The sequence below is a fragment of the Sphaerisporangium fuscum genome, assembly GCF_018531465.1.
Taxonomy (GTDB): domain Bacteria; phylum Actinomycetota; class Actinomycetes; order Streptosporangiales; family Streptosporangiaceae; genus Sphaerisporangium; species Sphaerisporangium fuscum.
In genome coordinates this window covers 132,941-148,763 of record NZ_JAHDTF010000017.1, presented here as the reverse complement: position 1 = coordinate 148,763, position 15,823 = coordinate 132,941, and the positions used below count along the sequence as shown (strand labels likewise).

Here is a 15,823-nt window from a genome sequence, read left to right as displayed (position 1 = left end):
CCACCAAGGCGGATGATAAGGGCGAACACGATCAATCGGGTGATCAGTAATATGCTTTCCGGTCGATGCGATGGAAAGCGACGTCTCGCACCCCTGACTCCCACATTCGCGCCGCTCTGGCCGCCGTCCTGGCGGTCGCCTGCGCGCTTCTCCTCGGCGCGAGCAGCGTGATGACGGGCGCCCCGGAACGGGCCGCCGCCGGTACCGCCCCGGCGGCCGGGCCGGCGCCGAGCCATCCGCTTCTCGCCCGGCCCAGACTGTCCGACCCCACCGAACCCGGGCCGAGGCAGCCCGTGGCCCAGGACCCGGTCGAGCAGGAGCACCCGGTAGGCGTCCCGCGCAAGGCGGGAGGGCGGTATTCGGTCGTCGAGGGCACCGACGCGCCCCCCGCGGGGAGCAGGGGGAAGGTGGTCCGCTACCTGGTGGAGGTCGAGAAGGGGCTTCCGTTCGACGGGGAGGAGTTCGCCGCCGCCGTCCACCACATCCTGAACGATCCGCGCAGCTGGGGAGGCGGCGGCCGGATGCGGTTCGAGCGCGTCGACCACGGCCCCGTACGGTTCCGGGTCGCCCTGTCCAGCCCGGCCATGACGATCGTGCAGTGCCTGCCCCTGCGGACCCTCGGCAAGCTCTCGTGCTGGAACGGGCACCGGTCGGTGATCAACGCCAGACGCTGGGCCACGGCGATCCCCGGATACCGGGGCGACTACACCTCCTACCACGCCTATGTGATCAATCACGAGGTCGGCCACGCGCTCGGCCACGACCACGAGCACTGCCCGGGCCACGGCAGGCGTGCCCCGGTGATGCTCCAGCAGACCAAGGGTCTGGACGGCTGCCGTCCCAACCCGTGGCCCTTCCCCGATCGGGAACCACCCGAGGACAAGCGCTGAGGGTCAGGCGGTGGGGAGCAGGCGGCGCAGGGCCCGGGCGGAGGCGGTGCCCGGGTCGGCGGTGATGAACACGACCTGCTGGTCGTCGTCGGGGACGGTGAGCACGTCGCAGTTCAGGCGCAGCCGGCCCGCTTCCGGGTGCGTGACGACCTTGGTCCGGTGGCCGGGGGCGTGCACCGGGTTTTCATCCCAGATTTGGACGAACTCCTCACTTCCGGCACGCAGTTCGGCCAGCAGGCGCCCGAGGGCCTCGTCGCGGGGGTAGCGGTCGGCGCCGCGGCGCAGCCGCGAGACCACGATGTGGCCGAACTCCTCGGCGCTGGAGCTCTCGTAGGCGCGGCCGGCGCCCAGGAACCGCCGGCGGGCGAGGTTCGGCCGCGTCCCGAGGTCGCCCAGCAGGGCCTCCGCGAGCGGGTTCCAGGCGATGACGTCGTAGGCGGCGTCGGTGACGATGGCCGCGGTGCCGGGGATGCGGCGCAGCAGCTCCGCCACGTGCGGACGCACCCGGCGCGCCGGGCCGGGCGGCGGCGTGGGGCTCGTGCCGGCCAGCTGGAACAGGTGGGTCCGCTCGGCAGGGGTGAGCCGGAGCGCGCCGGTGAGGGCGTCCAGGATCCGCGGTGACGGACGCGGGCCGCGAGCCTGTTCGAGACGGGCGTAGTAGTCGACCGACATGTGCGCCAGGTCGGCGACCTCCTCCCGGCGCAGTCCAGGGGTCCGCCGGCGCCGGTCGGCGGGCATGCCGACGTCCGAGGGACGCAGCGTCTCCCTCCGGTCGCGCAGGAAACGCGCCAGCTCCTGTCTCGCCACTGGTGCCTCCCTCCGGCTGCCAGGGATCGGTCGTCCCTGGATGGACCCACCCGGCCGCGGAATCGTCGACGTCATGAACGACTCCCGAGCACTGAACAATTCCACGGCGCTGGTCACCGGGGCCAACAAGGGCATCGGCAAGGAGATCGCGCGGCAACTCGCCGCGGCCGGCCTGACCGTCTACGTGGGCTCGCGCGACGCCGGGCGGGGCGAGAAGGCCGTCGAGGAGATCGGCGGGGACGCCCGGCCGCTGGTCCTCGACGTCGCCGACGGCAGGAGCGTCGCCCAGGCGGCCCGGCAGGTCGAGAGCCTGGACATCCTGGTCAACAACGCCGGCATCATGGTCGACGGCGGCACGGCGCCCGAGGCCGACGTCGAGAGCTTCCGCCGCACGTACGAGACGAACCTCTTCGGGGTCCTCGCCGTCACCAACGCGTTCCTGCCGGCCCTGCGCCGCTCCGCCGGCCCCCGCATCGTGAACGTCTCCAGCGGCACCGGATCGCTCACCTGGAGCGCCGACCCGGAGCGGGTGTTCGCCCTCTCGAACGGCTCCGGCGCGGCCTACCGATCGTCCAAGGCGGCTCTCAACGCGCTGACGCTCTTCTACGCCCAGGCGCTCGCCGCCGAGGGGTTCAAGGTGAACGCGCTGGCCCCCGGCCTGCGCAGGACCGACCTCAACGAACGCGCCGCCACCAGCGACGGGGACCCCGCCGAGGCCGCGGCCGGCGCCGTCCGGCTGGCCCTGCTCCCCGACGACGGCCCCACCGGCGGGTTCTTCTCCTGGGACGGGACCCCGGTGCCCTGGTGAGGCTACGGGGTGCCCTCCAGGCGGGGTGAGAAGGCGCCGAAGGGGAGGTCGAGCTCCTGGTCGTGCTCTCGGAGGTCGCGGAAGGACAGGTTGGTGAGCGCGACCAGGCAGCCGGACTCGGCCGGCCAGCCGACCACCCAGAGCCAGTTGCCCATCGCCTCGCCGACGTAGACCGCCCGGTCGGGCGAGCCCCCCTCCACCCACCACAACGCCGTCGGGTGCCCCAGGGTGTCGACCTTGGCGTTCGGCGGCCCGTCGTCGAACCCGGGACCGGGGTCGGGGCCGTCGAGCCCGGCGAAGGCGGCCCCGAGCCCCATGCCGGGCTCCTCGGCCACGATGACGAGGTCGGCGGGTCCCAGGGTCACCGAGGGGCCCGACAGGGCGACGACCCCCGCGCGGATGCCCGTACGCTCGTCGCCGGCGTCGCCGAAGCCGGTGACCAGCCATCCCGGCGGCAGCGGCCAGGGGACCCAGAAGGGCACCCGGGAGTCCTTGCGGATCACCTCGAGCGCCTGGTCGGAGGGGCGTCTGGGCTGGAAGGGCAGTACGGCGCCGTGCACGCCACAACGCCAAGCGCTGCTCCATGCGCTGGGTGGGCGCAGCGTGCCGAAACACCGAGGGCAGGTGGGCGCGGCTCTCACAGTTACCCACGGTGCTTCCGTCGACGCGGTCAAGTCAAGGGGCTGTCCGTTATCCCGGCGTAATCTTGGCATATGCGCGTGCGGTGCGTCGGCGGGATCGTGATCGACGGGGCGGGACGGCTGCTCCTGGTGCGCCGCGGGCGGCCGCCGGGCGAGGGCCTCTGGTCGCTGCCCGGTGGCCGGGTCGAGGCGGGCGAGTCCGACGCCGAGGCGCTGCGGCGGGAGCTGGCCGAGGAGACCGGTCTGGCGGTCACGGTGGGCGTCCTGGCCGGCAGCGTCGAGCGTCCGGGCCTCGACGGCGTGGTGTACGAGATCCACGACTACTTCGCGACACCCGCGCCCGGCACCCCGCGCGCCGGGGACGACGCCGCCGCCGTCGGCTGGTTCGCCCCCGGTGAGCTCCCCGGGCTGCCCCTCACCTCCGGGCTCCTCGCCGTCCTCGCCGGCTGGCGCGTCTTCGACGGCGGCGTGGTCAGCGGCTGAAGGTGGTGCGCCAGAGCGTGAGGTGGTCGGAGGTGTAGGTGGTCGAACGGCCGACGGCCACCACCCTGTCGCCGAGGACGGCGATCGCGCCGAGCCACTGGGCGCCCTCGCCCGTCATGCCGTCGCCGGTCAGCGTGTGACGCTGCCACTCGCGGCCGTCCGGGGACGTCCACACCGCGCTGTCGCCGGTCGTGGGCGGCCCGTAGGAGCCGACGGCGACCAGGCCGGACTTCGAGCCCGCCATGTCGAGCACGGTCGCCGCCGCGTCCGCCGGGAGCCAGGAGTACTGCCAGGTGACCCCGTCGTCGCCGGACACGGCCGCGAACGGCTGCTCGACCCCCTTGTCGGTGGTCGCGCCGCCCACCGCCACCACCTGGCCGTCGTGCACGGCAACCCTGCGCAGGGTGGCCGAGCGCGCGCCCTCCGGGATGACGCGCTTGCGGGCGGTCCAGTTGAGCCCGTCGCGCGACACCCACACGACGCCCGAGGTACGGCCGGTCGTGCCCGACCCGCCGACCGCTAGGTAGCCACCGGAGGTGGCGACGACGTCCTCGATGCGCACGTCCGCCCCTCCCGCCGGCAGGCTCTGCGGGGCGGCGCGCGAGAAGCGCTTGAGGTCCGTCGAGAACCACAGCGCGGCCACCACGCCGTCCGGGCCGCTGTCGTCGCCCGCGAGCAGGTACCCCTTCGGTCCCGCCGTGACCACACGCGGGACCACCGCGTACCTCCCGGACGCGCCGAGGGCGGGCGACTCGGGCGCCTCCCGCCAGGAGCGCCCGTCGGAGGAGACGGCGAGCAGCGGCTTGACGAACGCCGAGTCGGCCGTGGTGCTGCCCACCGCGAGCCATCCGTGCGGGCCGTGCGCCACGTCGTTGAACGCCTGCCTGCCCGGGCCGCCGAAGCCCGGCGAGCTCACCGCCTTCCAGCTGTCACCGTTGGCGCTGGTCCAGATGCCGGCGTCCCCCTTGACCGAGCCGACCGCCACGAAGGAGTTGCCGGCCCCGACCAGGGCGGTCGTCTCGCGCGCCGAACGGGTCAGCCCGCTGATCTCCGACAGCGGGACGGGCGTGGCGGGCCTGCCCTTGGCCGCCGTCATCAGCACCGGCAGGTTGTCCAGGCCTCCGGCCCGCTGGTCCCCGGCGGCGACCAGGGTGCCCTCGCCGGTGATGGCGAGGCCCCGCAGCGTGCCGGGGATCTGCCCGAGGTCGGTGCTCTCGGTCCAGCTCCTGCCGTCGCCGCTGGTGAAGACGGCGTACCGCTCCCAGCCGGACTCCGCCACCGCCGCGACCCCGGCCGAGGACGACGCCAGGCCCCGTACGCCCGTCGCCTCCCGCCCGAGGCCCCCGATCACCCCGCACTGGCGCCACTCGTCGCCGAGCTCGGAGCAGTAGACGCGCACGTCACCGGCGCCGGACTTCTGCAGGGTCGGCACCAGCAGGAACCCCTTGGCCGAGACCGCGAGCGCCCCGGGTTCGGGCCGTACGCCGGGCAGCGCGGCGGCGGTGCGCAGCCACGTGCGGCCGCCGTCCGGGGAGCGCAGGATGACCGAGGTGCTGTCCCCCTTGCCCGGGTCGGCGAGCGCCACGACGGCGTCGCCCTTGGCCACCACGGCGCGGATGGCCCTCACCTTGTCGGTGGTGCCGATCTCGCGGCCGTCCACCCGGCTCCAGCTCTGCCCGTCGGGCGACACCCACGCCACCGGGCCGTATCCACCGTCCGCCAGGGCGGTGGAGCCGACGGCCACGAAGCCGGTGGCCGTCCGCGCGAGGTCGGTGATCCGGTCGCCGCTCCAGAAGGCCGACAGGCGGGAGGGGTCGACGGCCGTCCAGGAACGCCCGTCGGTGCTGGTCCACATGCCCCGGGCCGAGCCGCCGGCCGTGCCGGGCGCCTCGGTCCCGGCGGCCAGCCAGTGGCCGTCGCCGCCGGTGACGCGGCCCGCCGAGCCGGCCGGCTGGTACCCGGACGGCCCGGTCACCCGTCCGAGCTCCCACGACTTCCCGCCGTCGGACGACACGAGGAACAGGGGGCGGGGGACGGGGCTGGTGGTGTCGCTGCCGACCGCCACGACGGTGGAGCCGACGGAGGTGACGGCGTTGAGCACCTGGCTGGAGCCGTTGCCGCTGATGCCGGGCGGGGCGGCGAAGGCCTGGTCCCCGGAGCCTTCGTCGCCGGCGGCGAGGCGGAGACCGGAGCCGACCGGGGAGTTCACCCAGTTGACGATCACGAGCCCGAGACCGGCCGCCGCGAGCAGCACCACGACGACGAAGATCGGCGTCAGCAGCCCGCGTCCGGGGCCGCGCCGCCCGGGGAGCCGCGGCCGGCGTGGTCTCGGGGCCGTCTGGTCGCGGTGGTGCCGGCCTCGGCCGCCGCGCGGACGGGGCGGGCCGGAGGCGACGAGGACGTCGGGGTGGGCGGGGCGTCCATCCGGAGGCCTGCCGATCCGCTCGTCCTCCGCCGGGATCTGGGGTTCCAGCCGGATGCCGGACACGCCTCCGCCGTCGCCCAGCGGCCGGGAGAGGTTGCCTGGCACGCCGTCGTCCACTGGCCGGGAGGGGGTGCCCAGCAGGTCGTCGCCGTCGCCCACCGGGCGGGGCGGAGTGCGCGGCGGCCCGGAGGCGACGAGTTTGTCCGGCCGGTCGACCAGCCGGCGCGGCGGCCACGGGGGGTCGTCCCGCGTGGGCTCCTCGGCAGGCGGCTGCGGAGGCTCGGGCGGCTCGCCCGAGGGGGTACGGCCGGCGCTGTGGCGGGGTTCGGCGCCCTGGCCGCCGTACGGGCGGGCGTAGGGGGGGCGCAGGCGCCCCGCGGAGGGCTGCCGTGGATGCGGCGCCGTGGGGTCGCCGGGGCCGATGGGGTCGTCGTCGTCCGGGGTGGGCGCGCCGAAGGGCGGCAGGGCCCACGGGGAGTCGGCGGGCAGCCCGCGACTGCCGGGCTCGGAGGGGCCGGGGGGCGAGTGGTGCAGCGTCGGAGGCGACGTGCGTGGCCCGCCCCGTCCGGCGGGGCGCGGGTCGAAGCCGGTCGAGTGTGAAGCGACCCCGGCGGGGAAGGCGGGCCGGACCGGTCCGGATTCCGATCCTGTCGGGGGCGATGCGGGGGTGTCGTCGTTCGCCGACCAGCCTGACGAGCGCGGGTCGTGGGGGCCCGAGGCCACGCTCAGCACCTCCTCGTCGACGGCCTAGCCAAGGCTGAAGGCCGTGATTCGGGACCGTTCCACCGAACTCCAGCGCGTCCATTGCATTGGCAACGGATCACACGTGATCGTACAGATACCCCGGCCACGCCGGGTGATCACACATCCAGACGGGGCAATGCCGATCGCCCTAGCCCTCGCCGCCAGCGCGCACCTCCCTGGGCCTGTTCCGACCCGCACCCTTCCAGGGCAACACGTGGAGTGCCCTCCTGGCGAGACCTCTCTAGTCAGATTTATCTAGAGACCGTCGGAATTGCCCGCTTCTGGGCGATAATTACGACCGCAACGGTGAAGAAACCGAGCTGCACGACAGTGCCCGCGAGCGACTGCCACGGCACCGCGCCCTGCTGGAGGGCGTTCCCCAGATCGCCGGAGGCGGCGGACGGCAGGAAGCTCACGATGTTGTTGGTGACGTGCAGCGCGATCGGCGCCTCCAGGCCGCCCGTGCGGACGGCCAGCCAGCCCATCAGGGCGCCGAAGCCGAAGACGTCGATGATCCCCCAGTCGGTGTAGGCGTGCAGCGAGGTGAAGGCCGCCGCGCCGAGCAGGATGCCCGGCCAGGGCGTCCTGAAGTAGGCGCCGAAGGCCTGGATGACCCAGCCCCGGAAGACGTACTCCTCCGCCGCCGCCTGGAACGGCACCAGCACCAGGATGGCGACCATGCCGGGCAGGAACCGGTCCCACCCCACCCAGCCGAACAGCTGCCCGACGCCCTGCCCCGTCACGGCCAGCGTGGCGATCATGGCGGCCTGCCCCAGGACGAGCGCCAGGACCGCCGGTACGAGGCAGATCAGCAGCCAGCCCCAGCGCACCCGTCCCAGCACCGACGAGAGGGTGCCCGGCGGGCGGCGCTGCACCAGCCAGGCCGTCCCGAACACCAGGGGCAGGACGGCGGCGATCGACAGGAGCATGACGGAGAGTTCGAAGACCGGGTTCCCGAACATCCGGCCGCTGCTCATGATCACGGGAATGCCCAGGAGGGCCGCGGCGATCGTCCCGCCGACGATCACGGCGACGCTGACCGCCACGAACGCGCCCGCGACTATGAGCGTCCCCACCAGAGGCCGCCACCAGCGGTTCACCGGGGTCCGCGCGAGGTGGTCGTACCGCAGGCCCGGCGGCGGCGGGACCACCTGGTACCTCGGCGCGGGAGGCGCCTGCCAGGGCTGGTACGGCGCCGGGGGCCGCGCCCACGGGGAGGCCTCTGGAGCGCCTCCCCCGCCCGCGACGTCCGGCTGCGGCCGGGCCCCGTGGTCGGGTTCGGGCTGGTTCGCCTGAGACGGATCGCGCATACAGGCCATTCTTCCCGCCTGACCTGGACGTTCCTCGCGCGGCTACCGCTGTACGACACAAGGGTCCTTTGCCGCTTCAGGCTAGGAGACACCAGAAAGCCGCATAGTTCCCCAAAAACACTCGCTGTACGTATTTCTTCATAGACACTTGCCCTGGAAACGGCCACCGTGCGTGGAAGTACCGAACAAGCACAGGAGCAGATGATGAGACGGCTGGGGCCCTTTCACACGCTGACCGCGGGGGTGGTCCTCGCCGCCGGGCTGGGCGTCGCGAGCTGGCAGACCGCGCCCCGCGCCGACACGCCCGCCAAGGCCGTCGGCATACGTGCCACCATGGCCGGCGACTCCCTCACCGCCGCCACCCCCACACCGGCCCCGGCCGCCGACCCCACCCCCAGGCGGGCCGACTACGCGGGCGTCGTCCAGGGCAACGGCGGGCTGCTCGCCCTGTCGATCAAGAACGGCAAGGCCGTCGCCTACTTCTGCGACGGCAGGCGCGAGTCCTGGCTCAAGGGCACCGCGGAGAACGGCACCGCCACGCTGACCGGCAAGAACGACGCGCTGCTCACCGCCGCGCTCACCGACACCAAGGCAAAGGGCAGGCTGCAGGTGGGCAAGGCCTCCTGGCGGTTCACCGCCAAGCTCGTCACCAAGCCGTCCGGCCTGTACCGCGCCACCGCTCAGGTGCGGGGAGCGAAGATCGTCGGAGGGTGGATCATCCTGCCCGACGGGCGGCAGGTCGGGCTCCTGAAGCTCGACGACTCGCCCTACCCCACCCCGGCCCTCACCCCCGGCTCCCCCCTCACCATCGACGGCGCCACGCTGCGCCCCCAGGACGCCGACGAGTTCATCGACGCATTCTGATGCCCGGGAGGCTTCCCATGACGATCTCCCAGTCCCGCAACCGCGGCAGGCGGAGGCGGAGCTCCGCGCCGTACCTCGTGCCGCTCCTGGCCGGCGGCCTGGTGGCCGTCGCCCTCGGCGTGTACGGCCGCGTACACCCGCCGGCCGGGTACGCCGTCGGGGTGGCCGGCTTCTCGGGGGCCCAGGCGATGAAGACCTGGCTCGCGACCGGCGCGTTACTGCTCGCCATCGTCCAGCTGATCTCGGCGCTCGCGATGTACGGCATGCTCTCCGACATCCGCGTGCCGGCCTGGATGAGCACCCTGCACCGCTGGTCGGGACGGGCGGCGTTCCTGCTGTCGGTGCCCGTGGCGTTCCACTGCCTGTACGCGCTCGGCGCGCACTACGACTCCACGCGGGTGCTCGTGCACTCGCTGCTCGGAACGTTCTTCTACGGCGTGTTCGTCGCCAAGATGCTCTCGCTGCCCAGGCGCGACCTGCCGTCCTGGACGCTCCCCCTGCTCGGCGGGCTGGCGTTCAGCGCCCTGGTCGGCCTGTGGCTGACCTCGGCGCTGTGGTTCTTCACGACGTTCGGCGTCACCACATGACCGGCCCGGTGCGGGTCAGGCCGGCGGCTCGAAGGTCTTGGTGCGGGTGAGCCCGGCGGCTCGGCCCTTGGCGGCGACGACCAGGGCCATCTTGCGGGAGGCCTCGTCGATCATCTCGTCGCCCAGCATGACCGCGCCACGCCTCTCGACCGTCGTGGCGTACTCGTAGGCGTCGAGGATCAGCTCCGCGTGGTCGTAGTCGTCCTGGGACGGCGAGTAGACCTCGTTGGCCGCCTCGATCTGCGTGGGATGGAGCACCCACTTGCCGTCGAAGCCGAGCGCCGCCGACCTGCGTGCCACCTTGGCGAACCCGTCGAGGTCCCTGATCTGGAGGTACGGCCCGTCGATCGCCTGCAGATCATGGCTCCTGGCGGCCATCAGGATGCGCATGAGGATGTAGTGGTAGGCGTCGCCCTCGGTGTACCCCGGCGGCTGCTGCCCCACGACCAGCGTCTTCATGTTGATCGAGGCCATGAAGTCGGCGGGGCCGAACACCAGCGTCTCCAGGCGCGGCGACGCGGCCGCGATGGCGTCGACCTCGACCAGCCCGCGGGCGTTCTCGATCTGCGCCTCGATGCCGATGCGGCCGACGGGCAGGCCCGTCGCCTTCTCGATCTGGGTGAGCAGCGTGTCGAGCCAGGCCACCTGGACGGCGCCCTCGACCTTCGGCAGCATCAGGCAGTCGAGGGCGTCCCCGGCCCCTTCGACGACCTCGATGACGTCGCGGTAGGTCCATGCCGTGGACAGGTCGTTCACGCGTACGACCCGGGTTTTACCGGCCCAGTCGCCGGTGCGCAGCGCCTCCACGACGTTCTTGCGCGCCTGCTCCTTGGCCGACGGCGCCACCGAGTCCTCCAGGTCGAGGAAGACCTCGTCGGCGGGCAGCCCCTGCGCCTTGTCGAGGAAACGCGGGTTGCTGCCGGGGACCGCTAGACACGAACGACGGGAGCGCATGCGCACACCGTAGCCCCTGGCCCGCCCGCACGCGCCCGCGGGCGGCCTGGACGTCCTTCAACCGGGCGTTCCGCGCGGACACGGCTGGGGGCGCGCGCACGGCGCCGCCGGTCGTAGATTGCTACCTGTGAGCCTCACGCTGATCGAAGAGGGCGCCAAGAAGTCGAGCGTCCTGTGGATCTCCCTGGCCGGCCGCGACCGGCTGGCCTGGCACATCTGGCACGACGGCGCGATCTACGTGGTGACCGGCGGCGAGGAGCAGTCGCTCCCCGGCCTGGCGGAGGCGTCCCGCGTACGGGTCACCCTGCGCAGCAAGGACAACGGCGCCCAGCTGATCTCGTTCGACGCGGACGTGGAGGTGGTCGACCAGTCGTCGGAGCCGGCCGCCCCGATCGTCTCCGCCCTGGCCAAGGACCGCCTGAACGCCGTGGACGCCGCGACCCTCCCCTCCCGCTGGGCCACCGGCTCCACCGTCATCCGCCTGACGCCCGCCGTCACGACCTCGGCCGACGAGAGCCGAGGCGCCTGAGGCCCGTCGTCCGCGCCCGAGCATGTCCGCGACGGCCGCCGGCAGCGCCACCCCGACCAGGGCGGCCGAGGTGAACACGCCGCCTCCGTTTCACAGGTCGGGGGGCAGTAATTCGTGGGTGACGGCGTCGAGGTCGGCCAGGCGGGGCGCGGGGGTCAGGCGGGCGGCGGTGGCGACGAGGATGAGCTCGGTGACGGCGATCTCGTGGGTGAGCGGGGCGATCGGACCGGCCGCCTCGCGGGGGAGGCGGATCAGGACCTCGGCCTGGTCGGCCACGGGGGACTCCCAGGCGTCGGTGACCAGGACGAGACGTGCGCCCCGGCTCCGGGCGGCGCGGACGAAACGGGCGGTGTCCGGCGAGTAGCGGCGGAAGTCGTAGGCGACGACCACATCGGCGGGCCCGAGGTCGAGCAGGACGCGGGCGCGGGCGGCGGGTGACTCCGGGACACCGCGCACGCCCGGACGCAGGCCCGCGAGCTGCCGGGTCAGGTAGTCGGCGGCGAGCTCGCTCAACGGGCCGCCGAGGGCCCAGACTCCCCCTGCCTCGGCGAGGCGGGCGGCGACGGCCGCGAGCAGCGGCTCGGTGACGGCGGCGAGGGTGCGGTCCAGCCCGGTGCGCAGTTCCTCGGCCGCCCGGTGGGTGTCCGGCGGCTGGGTGACGAACTCGCGCAGCCGCGACCGGTCCTGCTCGCGGGCGGTGGCGCGGACGGCCGCCTGGAAGTCGGCGAAGCCGGCGAACCCGAGCCGGTCGACGAGGCGCGAGGCTGTCGGCGGGCTGACCCCCGCCCGTTCGGCGAGGGCACGCAGCGAACCGAGCGCGGCGAACGGATAGTCGTCGAGCAGCACTCGCACGATGGCGCGCTCACCGGCCGGCAGGCCGGAATAGAGCTCGGTGAGGCGGGCCACCAGAGGATCGTGCTCCATATTGACGAATGTTACATCGATTCCGGGTTGACGTGTATGACGAAACGAATGTTATGGTCCCGGCATGAGCACCTGGCACGGCCTGATCGACAGCCCCTACCGGCACCGGCTCCCCGTCACCGAGACCACCCCCGTCGTCACCCTCCACGAGGGCAACACTCCGCTGCTGCGCTCGGAGCACCTGTCGTCGCGGACGGGCTGCGAGGTCTGGCTGAAGGTCGAGGGCGCCAACCCCACCGGGTCGTTCAAGGACCGCGGGATGACGATCGCGGTCAGCAGGGCCGCCGAGACCGGCGCCGAGATCGTCCTGTGCGCCTCGACCGGCAACACCAGCGCGTCGGCCGCCGCGTACGCCGCCAGGGCGGGGATGACCGCCGCCGTGGTGGTACCGAAGGGCGCGATCGCGCTCGGCAAGCTCGGCCAGGCCGTACGGTACGGCGCGAAGATCATCGAGATCGCGGGCACGTTCGACGACTGCATGCGCGTCGCCCGCGAACTGGCCGCGCAGCACCCCATCGCGCTCGTCAACTCCGTCGGCAACGAGCTACGGCTCGCCGGGCAGCGCACCGTCGCCTACGAGATCGTGGACGCCCTCGGCGACGCCCCGGACATCCACTGCCTGCCGGTGGGCAACGGCGGCAACATCACCGCCACCTGGGGTGGCTACAAGGTCTACGCCGCCGACGGCCTCGCCACCCGCGTGCCCCGCATGTGGGGCTTCCAGGCCGCCGGCGCGGCACCGCTCGTCCACGGGGCGCCGGTCGCCGCACCCCGGACGGCGGCCAGCGCCATCCGCGTCGGCGCCCCGGCGACCTGGGACGGCGCCGTCGCCGCCCGCGAGGAGTCCCACGGGCTGATCGCGGCGGTGACCGACGAGCAGATCTTCGACGCCTACCGCATGCTCGCCCGCCACGACGGCGTCTTCGCCGAACCCGCCTCCGCCGCCGGCGTCGCCGGCCTCCTCGACCAGCACCACCAGGGCAGGCTCGCCGCCGGGCAAACCGTCGTGATCACCCTCAGCGGCAACGGCCTCAAGGACCCCGACGCCTCCCTCCGCGACGGCTACACCTCGACCGAGACCTCGACGGCCACCAGGGAGGTGGAGCGAGCTCTTCAGCTCGTCTCCTGAGCCGGATCGGTCAGGCGGACGGGGTGCGGAAGTAGTGGCCCTTGTCGAGGTCGTCGATCAGGCCCGGCTGCGTCGGCCGCCACCCCAGCAGCTCGCGGGTCAGCGCGCTCGAGGCCGGAGCGTCGAGCCCGATGAAGCCGCCCAGCCAGCCGAAGTGCGCACCCGCCTCCTCCTCGGGGATCGAGACCACCGGCAGGTCCAGGTGGCGGCCGATCACCTCGGCGACGGCGCGGATCGGCACACCGTCCTCGGCCGTCCCGTGCAGCACCGACTCCGCCGGGGCCTTCTCCAGCGCGAGGCGGAACAGGTGCGCGGCGTCGAGCCGGTGGGCCGCGGGCCAGCGGTTGGACCCGTCGCCGACGTAACCCGACACGCCCTTGTCCCGGGCGATGCCGACCAGAGCGGCCATGAAGCCGTTGTCTCCTTCGCCGTGGACGGTCGGAGGCAGTCGCAGCACGGACGAGCGGACGCCGCGGGAGGCGAGGGCGAGGGTCGCCTGCGCGGTGCGCAGCCGAGCCCGTGGCGCCTCGCCGAGGTTCTCCGCGGCATGGTCGAGCCGCCCGTCCTGTTCGGTCGCCACCCGCCCCGGCGCGAGCCCGAGTATGCCGGACGCGATGACGAGCGGCCGATCAGAACCGGCAAGAGCCTCGCCGAACGTCTCGACGGCGCGACGGTCCGCGTCGGCGGCGTCCTGGAACCCTCCGGAGAAGGCGATGTCGTGCTTGAACGCGAGGTGGATCACACCGTCCGACGCCGCGGCGGCGTTCCGCAGGACGTCCAGATCGTCGATGGTGCCGCGGAGCACCTCCGCCCCGGCCGCGGTGAGGGCGGCGGCCGAGGCGTCCGAGCGCGCCAGTCCGATGACCTGGTGACCCGCGCCGATGAGCTCGGGGACGACGGCGGAACCGATCCAGCCGGACGCCCCGGTGACGAAAACGCGCATGAGAAACCCTTCCGTGAGCCGGCCTCCCCGGGCACAGGGGTACCCCGGGAGCCAGCTGATGTCAGCTACTGTCATCAGCTTAGCTCTGATGTCAGTCGCTGTCATCCACTACGATCAGGGGCATGGGTCGATGGGAGCCGAACGCACGCGGCCGACTCGAGCGTGCGGCGATGGAGCTCTACAGCGAGCGCGGGTTCGAACAGACGACTGTGGCGGAGATCGCCCAGCGTGCGGGCCTCACGGAGCGGACGTTCTTCCGGCACTTCGCCGACAAGCGCGAGGTGCTGTTCTGGGGCGCGGCCACACTGCAGGAGTCCCTCGTGAACGCCGTCGCCGACGCGCCTGGCTCCACGACGCCGATCGACACCATAGCCGCGGCCCTCGAGGCCGCCGGCGACCTGTTCGAGCAGCGCCGCGAGGGCGCCCGGCAGCGGCACGCCGTCATCACCGCGCACCCGGAGCTTCGGGAGCGGGAGCTGATCAAGCTCGCCTCCCTCGCCTCGGCGCTCGCCGAGGCCCTGCGCCGGCGCGGCGTCCCGGACCCCGCCGCGAGCCTGGCGGCCGAGGCGGGGATCGCCGTCTTCAGGATCGCGTTCGAACGCTGGGTCGGCGAAGCCGGCGAACCGGAACTACCGCAGATCATCCGAGAGTCATTCGACGAACTGAAGGCCGTGACCGCGGGCAGGTGATCGCTGCCGGGCAGGGGTCATGGGGGTCACCGGTCCGCGTGCGGCGACCGGACGGGCTCTGCCTCCGGCACGCTCAGGATCATGATCTCCGGGTGGCGGCGGAATGCGGGAAACTCCCACCCGTACAACACTTCCCTTGCTGAACACGGCCGCCCACCCGAACAGTGACTATCGAGACGGCAAGGGACACCACAAGGATCAACGTTCAGACCGCGACCAACTGGAGACCGCCAGGTCACGACGTAGCGCAGAAAAGCCCACCCCTACAACACCACCCTGGCTCGACACGGCCACCCCTCAGACAGCGCCCCACCAGAACGGCCAGGGACCAGGGGCAAGAACCGCTCGTTGGCTACCGCGACCTTCACACCACTCGTGGCCCCCGCCAAGCACATCAATGAGGCTTCTCCAACCTGACGGCGCAGATCATCAGAGGGTGCGGCCTGGCTTGACCTGCGGGATGACACATCGGCACGCCCACCCGGATGATCATCGCCTGGGCTGGCCCTACCAGCGGGGGCGATGTCCGGATATGGCCGGTTCGCTGGTGGGGAGGCGACCTACACTGCCCGGCATGTCCAGTGAACGGAACCGCGAGCTGGTGAAGCGGGCATAACGATCATTCCCGCCTCGGGACAATCACGTGATCGCGAGCTTCTTCACGGAGGACGCGGAATGGCTGGCCCCGCCCGGCAACGCGATCGCCGTAGCGCTCGGCGCGACGCACCGCATGGTGGGCAGAGACGCCATCGCCCACTTTCTCGCCATCGACTTCCCGCGCATGTTCGTCGCCGATGTGGCGGTGGATTTCCGCGGGTTCCACGCCGACGGCGATGTGGCCGTGGTGGTGGAGACCATGCAGGCCACGTTGGCAGGCGGCAACGCCTACCGCAACGACTACTGCTCCATCTTCCACCTGCGAGAAGGCTGATACACCGCGTGCGCGAGTACATGGACACGGCCAAGGGGCATCGCATGGTGTTCGGGGACGCCAGGCACGGCGAGGGAGCTGACGATCAGTGAGCCCTCTTCGTCCTCCCGCCCGGGACGGCCACAGCGGCTCGTTGTGGGGCTGGACACGGTTCACGGCCGAGGC

Annotated in this window: 16 protein-coding genes; 9 read left to right on the top strand and 7 right to left on the bottom strand. The window is 72.8% G+C overall.

Features of this window, described 5'->3' with window-relative positions:
* Nucleotides 1–65: 65 nt before the first annotated feature.
* The gene (locus KIK05_RS22090; protein ID WP_250563207.1) at nt 66–890 is read left to right on the top strand and encodes a DUF3152 domain-containing protein; all 825 of its coding nucleotides are present in this window, start codon (nt 66–68) and stop codon (nt 888–890) included.
* 3 nt (nt 891–893) lie between these two features.
* Here KIK05_RS22090 and KIK05_RS22085 read toward each other — a convergent pair whose 3' ends face one another.
* On the bottom strand, nt 894–1,697 hold the full coding sequence (locus KIK05_RS22085) for a helix-turn-helix transcriptional regulator (RefSeq protein WP_214412680.1): 804 nt from the start codon (nt 1,695–1,697) through the stop codon (nt 894–896).
* 73 nt (nt 1,698–1,770) lie between these two features.
* Here KIK05_RS22085 and KIK05_RS22080 point away from each other — a divergent pair, with 73 nt between their 5' ends.
* Nucleotides 1,771–2,505, top strand: coding sequence for an SDR family oxidoreductase (locus KIK05_RS22080; RefSeq protein ID WP_214412679.1), 735 nt, complete (start codon nt 1,771–1,773; stop codon nt 2,503–2,505).
* A gap of 2 nt (nt 2,506–2,507) precedes the next feature.
* Here the strand turns inward: KIK05_RS22080 and KIK05_RS22075 are convergent, their stop codons facing one another.
* Nucleotides 2,508–3,146, bottom strand: a complete 639-nt coding sequence (locus tag KIK05_RS22075; RefSeq protein ID WP_214412678.1) for a DUF6758 family protein — start codon at nt 3,144–3,146, stop codon at nt 2,508–2,510.
* A gap of 72 nt (nt 3,147–3,218) precedes the next feature.
* Here KIK05_RS22075 and KIK05_RS22070 point away from each other — a divergent pair, with 72 nt between their 5' ends.
* A complete protein-coding gene (locus tag KIK05_RS22070; protein WP_214412677.1) occupies nt 3,219–3,629 on the top strand; it encodes an NUDIX hydrolase in 411 nt (136 codons plus the stop codon).
* Here the strand turns inward: KIK05_RS22070 and KIK05_RS22065 are convergent.
* Both KIK05_RS22065 and KIK05_RS22060 read right to left on the bottom strand, forming a co-directional pair.
* A complete protein-coding gene (locus KIK05_RS22065; RefSeq protein ID WP_214412676.1) occupies nt 3,619–6,777 on the bottom strand; it encodes a hypothetical protein in 3,159 nt (1,052 codons plus the stop codon). The two genes, KIK05_RS22070 and KIK05_RS22065, sit on opposite strands and share 11 nt — an antisense overlap.
* A 272-nt stretch (nt 6,778–7,049) precedes the next feature.
* On the bottom strand, nt 7,050–8,108 hold the full coding sequence (locus KIK05_RS22060; protein WP_214412675.1) for a CPBP family intramembrane glutamic endopeptidase: 1,059 nt from the start codon (nt 8,106–8,108) through the stop codon (nt 7,050–7,052).
* Nucleotides 8,109–8,312: 204 nt separating this feature from the next.
* On the opposite strand from KIK05_RS22060, the gene KIK05_RS22055 reads away from it, so the two are divergent.
* Together KIK05_RS22055 and KIK05_RS22050 are read left to right on the top strand one after the other, a co-directional pair.
* Nucleotides 8,313–8,972, top strand: coding sequence for a hypothetical protein (locus KIK05_RS22055; protein ID WP_214412674.1), 660 nt, complete (start codon nt 8,313–8,315; stop codon nt 8,970–8,972).
* A 17-nt stretch (nt 8,973–8,989) separates the two neighbouring features.
* Nucleotides 8,990–9,559, top strand: coding sequence for a DUF6529 family protein (locus KIK05_RS22050; protein ID WP_214412673.1), 570 nt, complete (start codon nt 8,990–8,992; stop codon nt 9,557–9,559).
* 15 nt (nt 9,560–9,574) lie between these two features.
* Here the strand turns inward: KIK05_RS22050 and KIK05_RS22045 are convergent, their stop codons facing one another.
* Nucleotides 9,575–10,513, bottom strand: coding sequence for an HpcH/HpaI aldolase/citrate lyase family protein (locus KIK05_RS22045; RefSeq protein WP_214412672.1), 939 nt, complete (start codon nt 10,511–10,513; stop codon nt 9,575–9,577).
* Between the two features lie 127 nt (nt 10,514–10,640).
* Between KIK05_RS22045 and KIK05_RS22040 the strand changes: the two genes are divergently transcribed.
* The gene (locus tag KIK05_RS22040; RefSeq protein ID WP_214412671.1) at nt 10,641–11,042 is read left to right on the top strand and encodes a hypothetical protein; all 402 of its coding nucleotides are present in this window, start codon (nt 10,641–10,643) and stop codon (nt 11,040–11,042) included.
* 90 nt (nt 11,043–11,132) lie between these two features.
* Here KIK05_RS22040 and KIK05_RS22035 read toward each other — a convergent pair whose 3' ends face one another.
* Nucleotides 11,133–11,966: a MurR/RpiR family transcriptional regulator gene (locus KIK05_RS22035; protein ID WP_214412670.1), complete on the bottom strand. Its 834-nt coding sequence runs from the start codon at nt 11,964–11,966 to the stop codon at nt 11,133–11,135.
* 64 nt (nt 11,967–12,030) lie between these two features.
* Here KIK05_RS22035 and thrC point away from each other — a divergent pair, with 64 nt between their 5' ends.
* The gene (gene thrC / locus KIK05_RS22030) at nt 12,031–13,095 is read left to right on the top strand and encodes a threonine synthase (protein ID WP_214412669.1); all 1,065 of its coding nucleotides are present in this window, start codon (nt 12,031–12,033) and stop codon (nt 13,093–13,095) included.
* A 10-nt stretch (nt 13,096–13,105) separates the two neighbouring features.
* Here the strand turns inward: thrC and KIK05_RS22025 are convergent, their stop codons facing one another.
* Nucleotides 13,106–14,038 carry an SDR family oxidoreductase gene (locus KIK05_RS22025; protein ID WP_214412668.1) on the bottom strand — a complete coding sequence of 311 codons (933 nt, stop codon included), beginning with the start codon at nt 14,036–14,038 and terminating at the stop codon, nt 13,106–13,108.
* Between the two features lie 170 nt (nt 14,039–14,208).
* On the opposite strand from KIK05_RS22025, the gene KIK05_RS22020 reads away from it, so the two are divergent.
* Nucleotides 14,209–14,727 carry a TetR family transcriptional regulator gene (locus KIK05_RS22020; RefSeq protein WP_250563206.1) on the top strand — a complete coding sequence of 173 codons (519 nt, stop codon included), beginning with the start codon at nt 14,209–14,211 and terminating at the stop codon, nt 14,725–14,727.
* Between the two features lie 643 nt (nt 14,728–15,370).
* The gene (locus KIK05_RS22015) at nt 15,371–15,658 is read left to right on the top strand and encodes a nuclear transport factor 2 family protein (RefSeq protein ID WP_214412666.1); all 288 of its coding nucleotides are present in this window, start codon (nt 15,371–15,373) and stop codon (nt 15,656–15,658) included.
* Nucleotides 15,659–15,823: the final 165 nt, after the last annotated feature.

Bases quoted from the DNA above. Each gene is read 5' to 3' on its own strand.
- KIK05_RS22080 (WP_214412679.1), top strand. From the start codon at position 1,771: ATGAACGACTCCCGAGCACTGAACAATTCCACGGCGCTGGTCACCGGG.
- KIK05_RS22050 (WP_214412673.1), top strand. From the start codon at position 8,990: ATGACGATCTCCCAGTCCCGCAACCGCGGCAGGCGGAGGCGGAGCTCC.
- KIK05_RS22090 (WP_250563207.1), top strand. From the start codon at position 66: ATGCGATGGAAAGCGACGTCTCGCACCCCTGACTCCCACATTCGCGCC.
- KIK05_RS22035 (WP_214412670.1), bottom strand. From the start codon at position 11,966: ATGGAGCACGATCCTCTGGTGGCCCGCCTCACCGAGCTCTATTCCGGC.
- KIK05_RS22045 (WP_214412672.1), bottom strand. From the start codon at position 10,513: ATGCGCTCCCGTCGTTCGTGTCTAGCGGTCCCCGGCAGCAACCCGCGT.
- KIK05_RS22020 (WP_250563206.1), top strand. From the start codon at position 14,209: ATGGAGCTCTACAGCGAGCGCGGGTTCGAACAGACGACTGTGGCGGAG.
- KIK05_RS22025 (WP_214412668.1), bottom strand. From the start codon at position 14,038: ATGCGCGTTTTCGTCACCGGGGCGTCCGGCTGGATCGGTTCCGCCGTC.
- KIK05_RS22070 (WP_214412677.1), top strand. From the start codon at position 3,219: ATGCGCGTGCGGTGCGTCGGCGGGATCGTGATCGACGGGGCGGGACGG.
- thrC (WP_214412669.1), top strand. From the start codon at position 12,031: ATGAGCACCTGGCACGGCCTGATCGACAGCCCCTACCGGCACCGGCTC.
- KIK05_RS22055 (WP_214412674.1), top strand. From the start codon at position 8,313: ATGAGACGGCTGGGGCCCTTTCACACGCTGACCGCGGGGGTGGTCCTC.
- KIK05_RS22060 (WP_214412675.1), bottom strand. From the start codon at position 8,108: ATGCGCGATCCGTCTCAGGCGAACCAGCCCGAACCCGACCACGGGGCC.